The sequence below is a fragment of the Shewanella sp. c952 genome, assembly GCF_019654975.1.
Taxonomy (GTDB): Bacteria; Pseudomonadota; Gammaproteobacteria; order Enterobacterales; family Shewanellaceae; genus Shewanella.
Genome location: NZ_BPEW01000002.1, coordinates 266,528 through 283,481 on the forward strand (window position 1 = coordinate 266,528; position 16,954 = coordinate 283,481).

A 16,954-nucleotide genomic window follows, 5' to 3' on the forward strand; every position below is an offset into this window, starting at 1 on the left:
CTTTATTATTTTCGCTCAACTAAACGTTAGCCCTAATCTTTAACTTTGGCGGCAAACAGATAGCCTTCACCATGTACAGTAACAAACAGCTCAGCAGATAATTTGTTGCGCAATCGTCTGATGATGACGTCGATGGTTCTGTCATTAACATCTTGGTTACGGTGGCTAGTTTGCTGCATAAGTCGGTCTCGAGACAGCACTTGTTGCGGATGCAGTGCAAAAGCGGTGAGCAGTTCAAATTCAGCCTTGGTGAGCTTAATGAGGTCACCATTACAACTTAATTGGCGACTATTCAGTTCTAATATGTAGTCATTAAAGGCAATGATGTTGTCATTTGGGTCAGCTTGAGCAGCGCTTTCATCTTTCGCTTTTTGCACTAAAGATATGCGCCACAGTAGGTTTTTAACTCTGACTAACAGCTCTCTTAACTCGAACGGTTTGGTGACGTAATCATCTGCGCCCATCTCCAAACCAACGATTTTATCGATGGTCTCATCGCGGCCAGTCACTAAGATGATCCCCACATCACCACGGCTGCGCAATTCGCGAGCAAGGCTTAAGCCATCTGTGCCTGGTAGGTTAATATCGAGCATGACTAAATCGATGTGTTGCCGCTCAAACTCATGCCACATCTGCTCACCATCTTGAGCTTCGACGACTTGATAGCCCTCTTTCTCAAAATAGCCTTTTAATCTAGCCCTAATGACAGCTTCGTCATCAACAACCAGCACCCTATAACCCATATATCACCCCTACCAACCGCTTCCAAAAACTGTTTCGGTACTTTGCTTCACTGTATTAACACCACATTATATACCTGTTCGATCTTAAGATGCCTGCTTTCAGTGACAATGAAAAGTGATTTAGACAAGGCTTCGATCGCCGTGCAATTATACATAACTTAGCCGCTAACACACGTCGTATGCACTCAATCTGACCCACTACAGATTAATACTCCAGCGTTACTTTCAGCTTAGGTTACCCGTGATAACAAAAAGCCGACTCTATTAAGTCGGCTGTTATATGAGGGTATAGATTAAAAACTCTTACTTAAGCCAAAGACCACACGATCATCAAAGATCTCTGTTTGCGTGCCATACACTAAGTGTGATTCATCAACTGAGCTACCGTGGTAACGCAAGTCAAAATTTAAACCAACGTAGCTGGCTTCAACACCTAAGTTCCAATGTGTCCAGCCTTCAGCGCCTTCACCATCAAGATCTTGGTAACCGAACGACCCTGAAACCTTAATACCGTTGTTAAAGTCATAGCTTGGATGAACTGCGTAGTTAACGCCCTGCCAACCCTCTACGCCAAACCAGTCGTCAATAGTTGGAGTCACTTCTAAGGTGACATTCGCCTGACCAAACTGCTTACCAACCTTGACCCATAATTCAGTGTAGTTCGAGTAAGAAGCGCCCGGATAAAGATATGAAAACACCATAACATCATACGTCACACCACTATCACCAAAGCTGCCAGCTTTGCCAATATAAGGAGCTGTGACTATTTCGAGGTTAGGATCTGCAAACTTAATGTTTGATGCAAAAACGCCGGTGTACCAACCATCATCGTTACCCCAACCTAACGTGCCCTGTACAACGGGAACATCGCCATCCATTGTTTCGGACTCGCCGCGAAAAACGTAATCAGTAGCAAACTTAACGTTACCGCTTAGCTGGCCACCAAATAGCTCATTGTTATCGGCTGCAATTGCAGTACCCATTGAAGTCGCCGTTAGGCTTGCAAGCATCAAAGCGTGTGCAGTTTTCATAATCATCATCCCATTGTGTTATTTGAGACAAATGTTACTCCCAAGTTATTAATAACTTTGGGAGTAGATATGAACCAATAAACCAACAATATGAAAAAATATGAATGCTGTTTATAGCATTGCGATCATCCAGCCTTTTGTAGCAACAAACCTTTCAGCTCTTCTATCTGCTGTTTCAGCTCTGCGACATCGGCTGCACTCGCTGGTTTGTCACTTGCAGGGATATCAGCATTGGCTTCATCTTCAGCACGCATTGCTGCGGTTTCTTGAGTCATCACATCAAGCACTGCACCGACCATCATGTTTAAAAATACAAAAGCCGTCAGAAAAATAAAGCTCAAATAATAGAGCCAGCTTAAAGGGTATACCGCCATGGTTTCGTACATTACCGAGGTCCATGACTCAAAGGTCGACACCCTAAATAGCGTTAACATCGCCACAGAGACATCGCCCCATAGAAAATCATTAATATTTGCAAACAGCATGCTACCAATAGCGCCATAGATATAGAAAATCACAAACATTAACAGCGCGATATATCCCATTCTTGGTATCGCTTTTAGCAGAGCGTTTACCAGCATTCTTAGCTCTGGGATCATCGATACCAAACGCAACACTCTGAAAATACGCAATAGCCTTGCCAATAGGATTGCCGAGCCACCAGCAGGGATCAAGCTGCCTATCACAATGATGGTATCGAAAATATTCCAACCATTGCTAAAAAAGCGTTTCGGGCCATCGCTTGCTAGAAATCGAATAACAATCTCAATGGCAAAAAATACAGTGATACCAAGATCAAGCAGCACCAGACTTTTTTCCATCCACCCTGGTAGATGATAGGTATGTGCCCCTATTGAGAGAGCCGAGACTATGATGACAAAAATGACAAAGCCTTGAAAAGCTTTGCTGTTATCGATGAGTTTTAATTTAGACTGAAGAGCTGAGACATTGGCGAGCACTTACGGTTCCTCGAGTTAAGCGGAGATAGGTCTATAAAAGAGAGTCATTTCCCCGAATAATCGAGGATCGCGAAGTTTAATCAGTAATACTTAATTTGGCGTTAATTTTTAGCCAATATTGAGTTTAATCCAGCTTAGTTACGACTCGTTAAGGATAACTTCTATCTGTGCCACATTACTCTTCACCCAATCACTTTTAATTGGGCCCCAATCGGCAATTTTGTAGTAACCCGCATTATTACGCTCGCCATCTTGCACAAACTCACACTCAATGCCGAGATCAATAAACGCAGCAATGGCATCTTGCAGCGTTCTTCTAGGCATATTGGTTAGCTTATGTAGCGACAACAAGTTGTGTTTATCGGTGCTTATTTGATGGGCGATAAAAAGCTTTCGATAAAATGCTTTTTGTTGCTTTGACACGGTTTTATGAGGGTTCATTTAGTTTTATCTTCAAAAAGTTATAGCCGCTAAATTACGTTATCCATAGTAAATAACAAGTCATTAGGTTCCTTTAGTGGACCAAAATGTTGCCAAATATGTCTCACGCTGGCAGTGAATTGCCAGATACTGATATAGTCGCTGAAGTTAAGGCGTGTTACATGAGTATTGAAATGGATGATTCACACTTGGAAAATACCACCACAGCAGCAGAGTCACAAAACAAACCTGAACAACGCGATAATACTGCCGATACTCAGCATGCAGCTGAAGATGCGGCTTATGCGACACATCATTTAGTCGCTCAAGCGCAATGGCAAGGCTTTGAAGAGGTTGAGCTACAAAGGATTGATGAACGCTATTACACCCAAGTGCTCTATGAGAGTTTATTCATTGCATTAATTGGCGTTATTATCGCCTCACTCGCTACCATTTTACCCGGTGTACTGAGCGTTACTTATGTCATCCTCGTCATCACCGCTGTTCTGCTGCTAATGTTTGCCATTGGTTATCTTAGTCATAGGCAAGCACAAAAGCTGGGCTATGGTGTATGTGAACATGAATTTTTAATGGAGAAGGGTCTCTGGTGGCATAAACGCATCTCGCTGCCCTACTCGAGATTGCAGCATGTGAGTCTGTCTCAGGGTCCACTGCAGCGGCACTTTAATCTATTTACCTTAAAATGTTTTAGCGCTGGTAGCGGCAGCGCAGAAATAGAACTTCCCGGTATAGAACAACATACCGCCGAGCACTTACGCCAACACTTACTCGCTCAAGCAGCCAAAGCCCACTTAACCGATCCACAGCAAGCAGATACAGAACTAAGCGATGACCAAACAGAAGTCATCGATAGAACAGATGAACTCGCCGCGGCGCAGTTAACAATAAAAGAAGTCAATCTGCAGCAAGCTGATATAGAGAAAAGCGATACCCAAACTACAGTTTCAGATTGCACAGATGAGCTCGCAACTAAGTCGTCAGCAGTAAAAGAGCCAGAGGCGCGCCATGAGCAATAAATTTGCAGACTGGTCATCGCTATCAGCTTGGTCAGTTATTAGCTTTACTTTATTTGCCGTTAAGCAGTTATTGAGCAACGGTTATGCACTTATCCCTGTGGTATACACCGGTTGGCAACAGGGCTTTAGTAGCCCTTGGGTTATTATAGTAGTGCTATTAAGCGTGGTATTAATCCTTAGCTACAGCGTGCTGCAATGGCTCAAATTCAGATTTAAGATTGATGCTCACAAGCTTAATATTAAGCACGGCATCATTTTCAAAAAAGTCGACGAAATCCCCTTCAATAAAATTCAAAACGTTCGTTTGCAGCAGCCTCTTTATTTTAGGCCAATGGGGCTCTATAGCATTGTGGTAGAAACCGCTGGCTCTAAAGGGAATGAGGCCGAACTTTCAGCCCTTGATTACAAAGAAGCTTTAGCGCTGAAAAAACGCTTGATGACCGAACAAGAACATCAAAGCCAAGACAGCAATGATGCAGGCACGAGTGCAGCCGATACGCAACACAATACCCTGGCCCGAAAAAGCTTTAAGGAGCTGGTTTTATTCGGGTTGTATCAAAACAATGCAATTTGGTTAGCCGTTATCTTGGGGCCACTATTTGGTCAACTCGATTGGGAGTCAATGGAGAATCTACAATCCGTGCAAACTTTTTGGGCTTGGTACGATGTTAATATCGCTATCAGCTTTATTTTGCAGGCAGCCTTTGCACTATTGGCTTTAACTTTATTCTATCTACTGTTTTCGATTCTTTCGATGACCTCATCCGTGCTGAAATACTTTCCCTATCGCTTGAGTCGTAGCGGAAATACCTTACATCGCACTGGCGGGGTTATCGCCAAACAAAACGATGCTTTAGCGATAAGACGCATTCAAGTGGTTAAGTTTTATCAACCGCTCGTGGGTCGGTTCTTTAAACGCTGGACAGTGTATTTCCAGCAAGTAAAAGGTCATGAAGTGGAGCAGCGCGGTAGCAGTAACATGTTGGTACCGACGATGTCTCGAAGTGCTATTGCCGAGCTACTACCAAAGCTAAAAGGCATTGAAGCAACCTCCATCACACTGCCTAAAGCCTACCAACATATCCACCTAGGCTGGTTTTGGCGCCGAGGCCTACTGCCGCTGCTGGTTCCCGCAATTAATACTTACTTTCATGGTTTAGACATATATACCGAGATCCTATGGATTGCAGCCAGCTTATTTTGTCTTGGGATCTACCTAAGATATCACCAATATGGTTATGTGATTGAAGGGAATAATCTGTGGTTTCACTCAGGCTTACTCGGCCACTCTTGGCAGCTTGTCGCCTTGAGTAAAGTACAGCATATCGCAATGAGCCAAAGCCCAAATCAGAAACGCAGTCAGTTAGCCAATCTTGAAATTGGGCTTGCTAGTGGCAGTATTAAGCTACCCTATATATCAGTAATCGATGCCCGTAATATCGCAGAGCGATCACTCTCGCTTATTCATAATGACCACAGGAATTGGATTTAATCATGGATCAAATAGCAGAAAACACCCCTGTAACGCCTGATACTATTTTGCATTTTTGGTTCGACGAGATAGAACCGAAACAGTGGTGGGTAAAAGATACTGAGTTTGATGCACTGATAAAAAAGCGTTTTGAAGCAGTGTTAAAACAAGCCATTGCAGCAGAGCTTTACCATTGGCGCGCAACGCCAGAGGGGCGCTTAGCGGAGATTATCGTACTAGATCAGTTCTCGCGTAATATCTATCGCGATACGCCGCAATCTTTTGCTGCCGATGCTATGGCTTTAGTGCTGGCACAAGAAGCCGTTGCGCTTAACTGTGATAGTGAACTTAAAGCCAAGCAAGTACCATTTTTATTAATGCCCTATATGCACAGTGAATCACTTGCCGTCCACGAAGTCGCTGTGCGATTGTTTAGCCGAGAAGCAGCTCAAGGCAACCTTGAGTTTGAGCACAGGCACAAAGCGATTATTGAACAGTTTGGCCGCTACCCACATCGAAATACGATTTTAGGCCGCACATCTACTGCTGCAGAATTGGCATTTTTGCAGCAACCAGGGTCTAGCTTCTAATGCGAGTTAAATTAGCACTAACCACTTAAATTACGAGTTGTTCAAGCAAGCTTATTTAACGACTAACACCGGGGTTTTAGCTTTATTTGCTAATGCCTCGGCAATATTGGGATTAAGAAGGTGCGCAATGCCTTGTCGACCATGGCTAGCAACCACTATCATGCCTATTTCCCCCTGCTCCGATTCAGCTAAAATCTCAGTTAACACATCGCCACTACGAATAACGGTTTGTACGCTGAGGCCATGATTGAGTTCCGCCTGTATATCGAGCTGAATTTTTTGCAAGCTTTCAGTCGCAAATGACGTTATCTGTTGCTCCAGTTCAGTGACGGCTTCTACTGCTAGCCCATAATGATGTTCACTAAACGGCTCACTCATCACATGCAGCAATCTTAAACTGACACCGTATAAATTTGCCATTTCTACTGCATAACTGAGCGCATGTGACGCCGTTATAGAGAAATCTGTTGGACATAGAATTTGACGAGTACGCATAGCGACTCCTTATTTGACTGATAATGTGAGTAACCAAATTTTGCTTTCGCTACTTCACCACTAACACTGGACACTTAGCTCTATTAGCGACCGCCTCTGCTACATTAGTGGCCAAGAAATGAGATAAGCCGGTACGCCCGTGGCTAGCAATAACAATCATCCCCGCCTCTGAACATTCCGCTTCTTTTAGGATCTGCTCCGAAGCAACGCCATGGCGAATAACGCTCTCTACTGACAACTCACTATTAAGCTCGGCTAACAACGCGTGCATCTGCTCTGCAGCATTATCTTCCATGCTCTTGGCAAGCTCTTCTGGCGTCACGGTGAGTATTTGGTAGTTCTCAAGTCCTACAGGCTGATCAATAACATGCACCAATCGTAAACCTACATGGTAAAGGTTAGCCATCTCTATCGCATATTTCAGTGCATGCGAAGCGGTTTCAGAAAAGTCGGTCGGGCATAATATTTGTCGATTACGCATATCGAATTCCTCCAAACATTGTTTAATTAGGCTTTGCTGTGGCCGCAAATCACTTTAGTCATTCGTTCTCACCCATCTAAAGCTAAAGCAGAGATCAAAGCTGAATCGCTAGCATAAAGGCTTTATATATCGCAGCCTATACAGCCACAAAATAACAGCTTAATAGTTTGAGTAAAAAATTATTAACTCGTTCAACTTTAATCTTTTAACCACTTATATGCTTGCTCTTTATCTTCAAAAAACTTGGCATCATAAGGGGTAAACCAAGCAGCAATCTTTGTCATCCACTCCTGAAAGTTACCGCTACCGACCACCGCGATTTTTTTAAACTCTCTCCCATGAGCTAAGCCAAGTTTAAGATCATCCCATGCAGCTCTTAACTCCCACCCATCAAGCTCAGTGACGTCGGCAATAACATTAATTTCTGGATGCTCGACTCCAGCTAAAGCAGACTCAATCATAGGCACCATATATTGATAATCTTGGTGTGTGAGCTTGCCCTTAGCGGTAAAGTTCAAATGAAACTTATTGTCGAATCGCTCTATACCTACTGATATTCCATGTCTTTTATCACTCATCTTTATCTCCTTTATTGACGTAATGCCTCATTTCATTTTAGTGCAGTTTAGCTAAGTGAAGTTGATCTTGCTCACAAAACAAACTGATATTTGACCTTTACAAAAAAGTGGATTACTATCAGACCGACTAATCAGTCGGTTATTTAAAGAGCACTCTCTGGAGCGATGAAAATGAACATGCCAATTCAACAACAAGCAACACAGCCTTTATCAGATATTCTAGTCGCTCAGCGTACGCAGTATCTCGCACAGCCAGCTCCATCCTACGAGGCTAGAATTGAGCACCTCAAGAGCCTTAAAAAATCGATATTAGCCTATCAAGAGCAACTGGTTCAGGCGTTAAACCGTGATTATGGTAACCGCTCAATTGATGACAGTAATATCTCTGACATCATGCCGTGTATCAACAACATCAATTATAGTCTCAAACATTTGAAAAAGTGGATGAAACCAAGTCGTCGTCACGCAGGGCTATTACTCGCTCCGGCAAGCATTAAAGTGCAATACCAGCCGCTTGGCGTTGTCGGTATTATTGTGCCTTGGAACTTCCCTATTATGCTATCGGTAGGCCCTCTGATCACCGCATTGGCTGCCGGTAACCGAGCAATGATAAAGCTGTCAGAATTTACCCCAGAGACCAACAAAGTCCTGATTGCCATGCTTGCAAGCATCTATGATCAAAACCATGTTGCCTGCGTTGAAGGCGAAGCTGGTGTGGCTGCAGAATTCTCATCACTAGCGTTTGATCATATGTTGTTTACTGGCTCCACTACCGTTGGTCGCCACGTTATGCGCAGCGCTGCGCAAAACCTTACTCCAGTAACTTTAGAGCTTGGTGGCAAGTCACCGGTTATCGTAGCCGATGATATTGATATGGATATTGCTGTAGAGCGCATGATCTACGGTAAATGTCTTAACTCCGGCCAGATATGTGTCGCACCCGATTACGTGCTAGTGCCCAAAGAAAAGCTCAATGATTTTGTGCAGGCTTACAAAAGCAAGTTTACCAAGATGTATGGCCAAGTCAGTGACAACAAAGACTATGGCAGTATCATCAACCAACGTCAGTTTGACCGTGTAATGCAAGTTCTCGATGATGCTAAAGCAAAAGGTGCAACCGTAGTAAGTGCCAATGACGAAGCCATTAATACCGATAAACGTAAAGTCCCGACACAGCTCATTACTGGCGCGACTGACGACATGTTGCTGCTGCAAGATGAGATATTTGGTCCATTACTGCCCGTTATCCCATACGGCCAGTTAGATGAAGCCATCGACTACGTAAATCAACGCCCGCGTCCATTAGCACTCTACTTAATGAGCTTTGATAAGGCGACTCAGCAGAAAGTCATGAACCACACTCACTCTGGCGGCGTTTGTATTAATGAAACCGTATTTCATGTTGCCGCGGATGATGCACCATTTGGTGGTATCGGTCCATCAGGAATGGGACACTACCACGGTAAAGAGGGCTTCTTGACCTTCAGTCATGCTAAAACGATTCTCAAGCGTGGCAAGTTCTTTAATACAGGTAAGCTAGTCCACCCTCCTTATGGCGGAGCATTGCAACAATTGCTGACAAAGTTTTTCCTGCGCTAAAGCATTAGGATAATCTCACTGATGAGTAAAATAGATAAAAAACAAGCCATACTAGACACTGCGCTGACACTCTTTGTCAGCCAGGGCTTTTATGCCACATCAACCGCCTCTATCGCCAAAACTGCAGGAGTGGCAACAGGGACGCTATTTCATCATTTCGCTTCAAAAAATGAATTGATGAATTATCTCTTTCTGAATATAAAGCAAGAGCTTGCAACTGAAATACAATCAAAAGCGAGCAATAAGGGAGATCTGCAGTTAAACGCTGAACACCTGTGGAAAGTTGCTATCGATTGGGCGATTGCCAACCCGTTAAAACAGGAGTTCTTTCAGCAATATTCAATGTCACCTTCAATTGCAGCAGAAGTCAGGCAGCAAGCAATGACAGGAATATTGAGCTTTATGGGCGAACTGATCACCCTTGGTCAAAAAACAGGCGTTCTAGCAAATTATCCGCTATCATTGATGCTAGAAGGTTGCCACGGTCAGTATTTGGCCGCGACAAGGTACTTCTTAGACCACCCAGATAAGTGGCAAAATGAAACACACAAGCAGGCAAGCTTTTCGATGTTTTGGAATGCAATGAAGGCCTAATTGTGACTATAACAGTAACAAGCTCATGGAAGAGAAAAACCTTGTTACCAGCGTTTTAATTTTAGATGTAGAAGTAGAAGTAGCTTAGTTATTCAAGGGAGTGAATTTATGTTAAGAATGAAAACAGAGTGCGAGTGCTGCAAGACCAAGCTGGCGAGAAAAGAGGTCGCTTATATCTGCTCTTTCGAGTGCACCTATTGCAAAAGCTGCAGTGAAAAAATGCATTTCACCTGTAACAACTGCCAAGGTGCGTTAGTACTTAGGCCACCTAGGTTAATTGAGCCATTTAAGATCCCAGCAGCGGAGCTCAAAAATACCCTTTTCAGTTAGCTACGTAATTTTTAACTGTAAAATAATGAAAGGTCAGCAAATGCTGGCCTTTATTGTGTTTAAGAGGATTTAATCAGCATCGGAGTTATTGGCTAAAACATATTTACTTGCGACTTTTACTGAGGTTCTAGAGTCATCTTCTTTAGCCTGCTTACCAATTCAAATATTCCCCAACATCCCAATCCAAGTAGGCTAATCTGTAATGAGTTAATAGCACTGAAACTAAAATCCTCTGAGTACGCAGCCAAACCGATGAGGTAGCCAGCCTGACCCCCCCCCACGGTGGCAAAAGTGATGTAAATTACCAATAAAAAGGGTTTCGAGAATTGAGAACGATAAAACATAAAGACTCCTGTCTAAATCCTGTTTAACTTGAAAGTTACTCGCAAGAGAGGGCTATAGGCACAATAAAGTAAACAAATATTTAGCCTTCAAAAGACTTAGCAAGCTTGACTCGCCACATGCTATATCCAAATAGAATCCCTGCTATAGGAAAAATGATCAATGAGGATATAAGCCCATCAAAAAACGACATGTCTCCCATAATCATCTGAATTAACTGCACGATAATTGCGGTGGAAACTCCCCAACCGAGCACGCCAACCAGCAACACAAATCGAACCATATCGTATTTTCCTGCACTCAAACTCATCATTCCTCCTTGATGATTGCTCACGAAAAAGAGCAACTAACTAAAAATAACACCACTCAACGCTTACATTATAGTGACTCTTTCTCAAGTTCAGTTTGCATCTCTTCACTGGTTAACACCCCACCGCCTAATGCACGGTACAGAGTAATCATAGACAGCAATCGGTCACGTTTTACCAGGCTTAACGTCAACTCTGCACTAAACAAACTACGCTGGGCATCCATCAAATCTAATGAACTAGACACGCCATTGCGGTAGCGCAGCATGGCTAAGCGCGTATATTCTGTTGATGCTTCAACCAACTCTTGCTGCGCTTCAATGGCTAATTCTGAACGCCTAAAACTGTTCATTGCATCATTAACTTCAAAATAGGCTGCAAGCACAGTACTCCTGTATTTGAGCATCGCCTGTTTTGCTTCCTCTTGCGCAATATCATATTGCGCCGAAATCTTACCAGAGTTGAATATTGGCGCAGTTATACCACCGAGTAGTGACCACGTTACCCCCTCACTATCAAAAATATCACTCAGACTTGGAGACTCTGAACCATAGCTACCACTGATGGTGAACTTTGGGAAAAAAGCGGTCTTAGCGACTCCAACATTGGCGTTGGCAGCAATAAGAGCTTGCTCTGCGGTTTTAACATCAGGACGTTGCGATAGCATTTGAGAAGGTATACCCACTGCAAATGAGTCTGGGAACAACGCACCTTCAGCTTTTAACTGCGCTTCGGTTTTAGGTGTTAATGGATACTTAAACTCTCCCAATAAGATCCGTAACTGGTTAGCCTTTTCATTGCGTTCATAATCGAGATCAGGCAATGTGACTTTGGCACTTTGATACTCCACTTCAGCTTGTCTGACTTGCAAACCGGATATCACCCCATTTTGCTTACGCAACCTTGCAAGATCTCGCTCCTTTTTACGCAGTGCAGCGGTATTAAGTGAAATTTGGTAACGCTGCTCAATATCAAGCCATTCATAGTAACGACCAGCCACATCACTAATAAGACTGATAGTCGCTAGATTCAGTGCCTCTTGAGATGAGATAAAGTTAGCAAATTCAGCTTCACTACGGCGACGATTCGCCCCCCAAAGATCCAGTTCCCATGAAACCGTACCAGCAACGGAAAAAGTATCTTCTTCCACGGGATTGGTACTGGTTAATGCGCTATCTAGCGCCCGCTCACCACTGGCCTTGAGTCCAACCACCGGATATAACTCAGCATCAGTAACTGTAACCCCGGCTCTAGCAGCCAATAATCTTGAACGAACTCCTTCCAAATCAAGGTTTTGATCAAGTGCATGTTCAATTAGACGCTGTAACTCTGGATCGAGATAAAACTCACGCCAGTGTTTAAGCCCGACATTCTGCCCATCGGTTTGCTGTAACTCATCAAGGTATTGTTGCGGAATATCCAGCTCAGGCCTTTGATAGTCTGGCCCCATAGCGCAAGCAGAAAGCAATAACATGCTTGATGCCATGCTAACTGCAACGCCTTTGAGCTTGAAGGTTTTTAAGTAAGACCTATGTGAGCCTGAGATTATCGCCTTTTGCTGCTGAGAATTTACTGGTTTAGGCATGAGTAGATACCTCCGCGGTAGCAGATTTACCGCTAATCTTACTGCGAACCCAGCCAGCCGTTGTCACGAAAAATAGCGGCACCAGCACTATGCCAATGGTGGTTGCGAAGATCATCCCGCATAAAATTGGAATAGAGATACTTTGCCGACTTACGGCGCCAGGGCCAACCGACAGCACTAATGGCAATACGCCCAAAATGAATGCCAAAGAGGTCATTAGAATGGGTCTAAAGCGCATATTGGCTGCTTCCACCGCAGAGTCTAAGCGACTCTTACCCTCTTGATGCAACTGGTTGGCAAACTCAACAATCAAAATTGAATTCTTAGCCGCCATACCGATAAGTGCGATAAAGGCAACTTGGAAAAACAGATTACTTTCCATACCACTGATAAGCGTACCCAATGAGGCACCTAACATCGCAATAGGTGCAATCAGCAGTACAGCAATCGGTAAAGTCCAACTCTCATAGAGTGCAGCCAAAAATAGAAACACAAACAACATAGCCAGTGTCACTGCTATCGCGGTTTGGTTAGCAGATTGCACCTCTTGATAGGTGATCCCCGTCCACTCGTAACTAAATTCATCAGGGAGCATAGGCTTAGCAACTCGCTCGATTGCTTTAATCACATCACCTGAAGCATAACCTTTTGCAGGCGATGCATTAATCGACGCGCTAGTGAACATATTATAATGAGTCACTGCAGCGGGCCCGACGGAGTAGTCGTACTTAGCCAACACACCAATAGGTACCATCGCTCCCGATGCAGAGCGAACATGGTAGTCCTCAATCTGATCAGGGTATTGCCGGAACTGCTCCTCAGCTTGTACTTTTACTCGGTAGACTCGACCGAAAAGGTTGAAATCATTCACCGTCGATGAATCAGTAAAGGTTTTTATCGTGCCATAGATATCAGAAATCTTAACCCCTATTGCCATTGCTTTGGCTTCATCTACGCTCAAATGCAGTTGTGGAATTGCGGTCTGTAAAGACAGACCTGCTGTAGCGATCTCAGGTTGTAGTTTTAGTGCCTCCACCAGATCATCAGCCGTTTCCATCAAGCCCTTAAAGTTACTGCCTGATGTATCTTGCAGTTCCATTTCCACCCCAGAGCCATTACCCAATCCCGGCACTGCAGAAGGTAAATAGATTTTGAACTCCGCCTCTAGTACATCATGTAGGTCATGCCTAATATCTTCCATCACATTTTGCACAGTAGCGTCACTATCAGCACGAATAGACCAAGGTTTAAGAATAACCTCAAATTGTCCGTTAGCTTGGTTAGAGCCTGAACGTCTATTTTCGCCAGCGAGTGTAAAGGAGTATTCAATGGCAGGGTGAGCCAACACTATCGCCTCGGCTTTTTTGAGTACATCTTGCGAGCGATTAACCGTTGCGCCATTAGGCAAGGACATATCGATAAAGAATCGGCCTTGATCTTCATCAGGCATAAAGCTCGACGGTAAAGAGCTCATGATCAGATACATGCCGCCCACCATCAGTGCAAACATTAAGTAACTGCGCTTGGCATGCTTATTGGTTAACACCACCAAACCAACATACTTGGCTGTAGCTGTATCTAAATGATCATTCATCCATTTAAAGATACCGGAGGTCGCTTTGTCGCCAGGCTTAAGCAATAAGGCGCACAATGCCGGAGAAAGAGTCAGAGCCACAACGGTAGAAATGAGCACTGCAACGGTAATAGCGACAGCAAATTCTCGGTACATGATGCCGGTGATGCCAGATAAGAAAGAGACAGGTACAAATACCGCAGCAAGCACCAAACTGGTTGCAATGAGGGCGCCAGAAAGCTCTTTCATCGCCACTTTAGTCGCCTCCGCAGGGCTTAAGCCCTTTTCATGCATTAACCTTTCAACATTTTCTACCACCACAATCGCATCATCAACAACGATACCAATGGCTAACACCAATGCTAATAAACTGACGGTGTTAATGGTAAAGCCAAAAGCAAGCATTGCCGCAAGTGTACCGATTAATGAAACGGGTACAGCGATGGCAGGAATTAAGGTGGCACGAAGGTTTTGCAGAAACAAAAATACCACTAAGATAACCAGTATCAACGCTTCAATAAGCGTTTTCACTACCTCTTCAATGGAGTTTTCGATAAACACAGAGGCATCAAAAAAGACCTCCCAATTCATCCCCTGGGGGAATTTTTGCGACAGCTTTGCCATCTCTGCTTTAACTTTTTTAGTCACTTCTAGCGCGTTGGCACCGGGTAATAAGTACACTTGCAAAATAGTGGCATTATTGCCATTAAGCTGAGATTGCAAAGTGTACGCTGATGAACCCAGCTCAATGTTGGCAATATCACGCAGCCGTATGATTGAACCATCGGAGTTGGCTCGCACAATAATTTCATTAAATTGCGGCACACTGCTCATCCGCCCTGCAGCCGTGATAGGCAGTGTCATGCTTAGTGTATCTGCATTAGGCTGCGAGCCAATACTGCCAGCGGGAGACTCCTTATTTTGAGCCTTAATAGCATCAATAACATCTGTCGTTGTTAATCCATAGCCCGTCATCGTGTCGGGGTTAAGCCACACTCGCATGGAATAACTGCGCGAGCCGGTATTACGGACACGGCCAACCCCAGGAATACGCTTTAACGCCGATTCAATATTGATGGTGGCATAGTTACTTAGGTAAATTTCATCATAGCGCTCATCTTCAGAGGTGAGTGCCAGCTTAAGTAACTCAACCGAGGCCTCTTTAGAAACAGATACCCCTTCGGTTTGCACATCAATAGGTAAACTGCCCGTTGCTTGTTGGGTAGAGTTTTGTGCATCTACCGCAGCAAGATCTGGATTGGTCCCGACATCAAAAGTAATGGTGACATTGGAGCTACCAGAGTTAGTGCTCTTGGAGCTCATGTAGATCATATTTGGCAGACCATTAAGCTCTTGCTCTAATGGTGTAGCGACTGATTCAGCTGCAGTTGTTGACGTTGCCCCTGGGTAAGATGCTGATATTTTTACCTGTGGTGGGGTAATGTAAGGATATTGATCAATGGGTAATTGAAACATGGCGATCAGCCCTAACAGCACAATGACTATCGAGATGACACTGGCAAAAACCGGACGATTAACAAAATACTGTGCCATTAGTTGTCCTCCTGTTCCTGCTCAAGCTCTTGCTGTTTCAATGCTTGCTCTTTTTGTTTCAGATCCTCTTTTTGATAGTACTGCTCTGCAGTTAATGGCTCAGCAAGCTGCCCATGGCGCACACGATGCATACCTTCAACAATCACTTGCTCGCCAGCTTTTAATCCGCTTTGAACCACCACGCCCATCTCAATTTGGTGTTTAACCACAATAAAGCGACGCTCAACTTTATTGTTAGGCAGTACCACCATTACATAAACCCCACCCTGCTCGACTTGAGTGGCTTTGTTAGGGATCACTATCGCATCATCAACTTCACTGAGTTTGATCCTTACATTGGTATATTGACCAGGAAGTAGCTCTTTATCTGGGTTAGGCAGTTCCGCCCTTACCTGAAAGGTTCCCGTTTCAGGATTTACCGATGGATCAGTAAAGCCAACATCACCCAAATATCGATACTCGCTGTTATCAGGTAAAGTGATGGTGACGAAGCCTTCAACCGCCTTCCCCTCTGACTCCGCGACCTGTTGTTCTTTATAACTGGTCATACGGCGACGAGCATTAAGGTAATCCAGCGCCGACATGTTGAAAGTGACATAGATAGGGTCAACTTGCTTAACTCGGGTTAATAATGATTGACCGCTGCTTCCAACAAGCGCGCCGATATCAACTTCAGAGCGGCTCACTAAGCCACTAATTGGTGATTTAATCTCGGTATAACTGAGTTCAAGCTTTGCCTCTTCAAGCTCTGCTTTACTGGCTGCGACACTAGATTTGGCTTGGGATAGTACCGAAAGTGCATTATCGAAATCTAACTGACTGGCCGCATCCTGCTCATACAATGGTTTTAAACGCTCGACATCGCGTTGTGCTTTTTCAAGTGCCGATTGCTGCGACTCAACATTAGCGCTTAAGCGATTGACCACCGCTACATAGGGGCGGTTATCGATACGATACAACGGCGCACCCGCTTTAACAGCGCTACCTTCAATAAAACTCTTGTTTTCAACAAAACCGTTTACCCGAGCCCGTACTTCAACATCCAGTGAGGCTTTAGTGACACCGACATAATTGCCATACAAGGGCACGGTTGCAGTAGCGACCTTTTCAACGACAACCAATTTAGGAGTGATTTTAATTGGTTCTTTTTCGCATGCAGTGATCAGTGCCAACGATGAAAATATCAGTGCGAATTTAAATGCAGTGCAATTGAGATAATTTGGCATAGGTTCGTCCCGGAATCAGCTAATCATGCTGTAAAAGC

Annotated in this window: 17 protein-coding genes; 6 read left to right on the plus strand and 11 right to left on the minus strand. The window is 44.1% G+C overall.

Features of this window, described 5'->3' with window-relative positions:
- Positions 1 to 32 precede the first annotated feature (32 nt).
- The 4 genes from torR to K5R16_RS02985 all read right to left on the minus strand — a co-directional run bounded on the left by torR (position 33) and on the right by K5R16_RS02985 (position 3,174).
- Positions 33 to 743: a two-component system response regulator TorR gene (gene torR, locus K5R16_RS02970; RefSeq protein ID WP_220736060.1), complete on the minus strand. Its 711-nt coding sequence runs from the start codon at positions 741 to 743 to the stop codon at positions 33 to 35.
- 293 nt (positions 744 to 1,036) lie between these two features.
- Entirely contained in the window at positions 1,037 to 1,783 is a 747-nt protein-coding gene (locus tag K5R16_RS02975; RefSeq protein WP_220736061.1) for a TorF family putative porin, read from the minus strand.
- A gap of 116 nt (positions 1,784 to 1,899) precedes the next feature.
- Entirely contained in the window at positions 1,900 to 2,733 is an 834-nt protein-coding gene (locus K5R16_RS02980) for an ion transporter (protein ID WP_220736062.1), read from the minus strand.
- Positions 2,734 to 2,871: 138 nt separating this feature from the next.
- Positions 2,872 to 3,174 carry a winged helix-turn-helix domain-containing protein gene (locus K5R16_RS02985; RefSeq protein WP_220736063.1) on the minus strand — a complete coding sequence of 101 codons (303 nt, stop codon included), beginning with the start codon at positions 3,172 to 3,174 and terminating at the stop codon, positions 2,872 to 2,874.
- A gap of 86 nt (positions 3,175 to 3,260) precedes the next feature.
- Here K5R16_RS02985 and K5R16_RS02990 point away from each other — a divergent pair, with 86 nt between their 5' ends.
- The 3 genes from K5R16_RS02990 to K5R16_RS03000 are packed head-to-tail and all read left to right on the plus strand — an operon-like array spanning position 3,261 to position 6,251.
- Entirely contained in the window at positions 3,261 to 4,190 is a 930-nt protein-coding gene (locus tag K5R16_RS02990) for a PH domain-containing protein (protein WP_259649753.1), read from the plus strand.
- The gene (locus tag K5R16_RS02995) at positions 4,180 to 5,682 is read left to right on the plus strand and encodes a PH domain-containing protein (protein ID WP_220736064.1); all 1,503 of its coding nucleotides are present in this window, start codon (positions 4,180 to 4,182) and stop codon (positions 5,680 to 5,682) included. Before K5R16_RS02990 ends, K5R16_RS02995 begins: the two co-directional genes overlap by 11 nt.
- 2 nt (positions 5,683 to 5,684) lie before the next feature.
- The gene (locus tag K5R16_RS03000) at positions 5,685 to 6,251 is read left to right on the plus strand and encodes a DUF924 family protein (protein ID WP_220736065.1); all 567 of its coding nucleotides are present in this window, start codon (positions 5,685 to 5,687) and stop codon (positions 6,249 to 6,251) included.
- Positions 6,252 to 6,302: 51 nt separating this feature from the next.
- Here K5R16_RS03000 and K5R16_RS03005 read toward each other — a convergent pair whose 3' ends face one another.
- From K5R16_RS03005 to K5R16_RS03015, 3 genes are all read right to left on the minus strand, one after another.
- Positions 6,303 to 6,746, minus strand: a complete 444-nt coding sequence (locus tag K5R16_RS03005) for a universal stress protein (protein ID WP_220736066.1) — start codon at positions 6,744 to 6,746, stop codon at positions 6,303 to 6,305.
- 49 nt (positions 6,747 to 6,795) lie between these two features.
- Entirely contained in the window at positions 6,796 to 7,227 is a 432-nt protein-coding gene (locus K5R16_RS03010; protein WP_220736067.1) for a universal stress protein, read from the minus strand.
- A 197-nt stretch (positions 7,228 to 7,424) separates the two neighbouring features.
- The gene (locus K5R16_RS03015; protein ID WP_220736068.1) at positions 7,425 to 7,805 is read right to left on the minus strand and encodes an STAS/SEC14 domain-containing protein; all 381 of its coding nucleotides are present in this window, start codon (positions 7,803 to 7,805) and stop codon (positions 7,425 to 7,427) included.
- Between the two features lie 171 nt (positions 7,806 to 7,976).
- Between K5R16_RS03015 and K5R16_RS03020 the strand changes: the two genes are divergently transcribed.
- From K5R16_RS03020 to K5R16_RS03030, 3 genes are all read left to right on the plus strand, one after another.
- Positions 7,977 to 9,404 carry a coniferyl aldehyde dehydrogenase gene (locus K5R16_RS03020; RefSeq protein WP_220736069.1) on the plus strand — a complete coding sequence of 476 codons (1,428 nt, stop codon included), beginning with the start codon at positions 7,977 to 7,979 and terminating at the stop codon, positions 9,402 to 9,404.
- A 21-nt stretch (positions 9,405 to 9,425) separates the two neighbouring features.
- The gene (locus K5R16_RS03025; protein ID WP_220736070.1) at positions 9,426 to 9,998 is read left to right on the plus strand and encodes a TetR/AcrR family transcriptional regulator; all 573 of its coding nucleotides are present in this window, start codon (positions 9,426 to 9,428) and stop codon (positions 9,996 to 9,998) included.
- Positions 9,999 to 10,115: 117 nt separating this feature from the next.
- Complete coding sequence (locus K5R16_RS03030; protein ID WP_248973587.1) at positions 10,116 to 10,328, plus strand: DUF1272 domain-containing protein; 213 nt, start codon at positions 10,116 to 10,118, stop codon at positions 10,326 to 10,328.
- A 424-nt stretch (positions 10,329 to 10,752) separates the two neighbouring features.
- On the opposite strand, the gene K5R16_RS03035 is transcribed toward K5R16_RS03030, so the two are convergent.
- From K5R16_RS03035 to K5R16_RS03050, 4 genes are all read right to left on the minus strand, one after another.
- Positions 10,753 to 10,980 (minus strand): hypothetical protein, encoded by a 228-nt coding sequence (locus K5R16_RS03035; RefSeq protein WP_220736071.1) that lies wholly within the window; start codon positions 10,978 to 10,980, stop codon positions 10,753 to 10,755.
- Between the two features lie 68 nt (positions 10,981 to 11,048).
- Complete coding sequence (locus tag K5R16_RS03040) at positions 11,049 to 12,563, minus strand: efflux transporter outer membrane subunit (protein ID WP_374758369.1); 1,515 nt, start codon at positions 12,561 to 12,563, stop codon at positions 11,049 to 11,051.
- Positions 12,556 to 15,690, minus strand: a complete 3,135-nt coding sequence (locus K5R16_RS03045) for an efflux RND transporter permease subunit (protein ID WP_220736072.1) — start codon at positions 15,688 to 15,690, stop codon at positions 12,556 to 12,558. The genes K5R16_RS03040 and K5R16_RS03045 overlap by 8 nt, the downstream gene beginning before the upstream one ends.
- On the minus strand, positions 15,690 to 16,916 hold the full coding sequence (locus tag K5R16_RS03050; RefSeq protein WP_220736073.1) for an efflux RND transporter periplasmic adaptor subunit: 1,227 nt from the start codon (positions 16,914 to 16,916) through the stop codon (positions 15,690 to 15,692). Before K5R16_RS03050 ends, K5R16_RS03045 begins: the two co-directional genes overlap by 1 nt.
- Positions 16,917 to 16,954 lie beyond the last annotated feature (38 nt).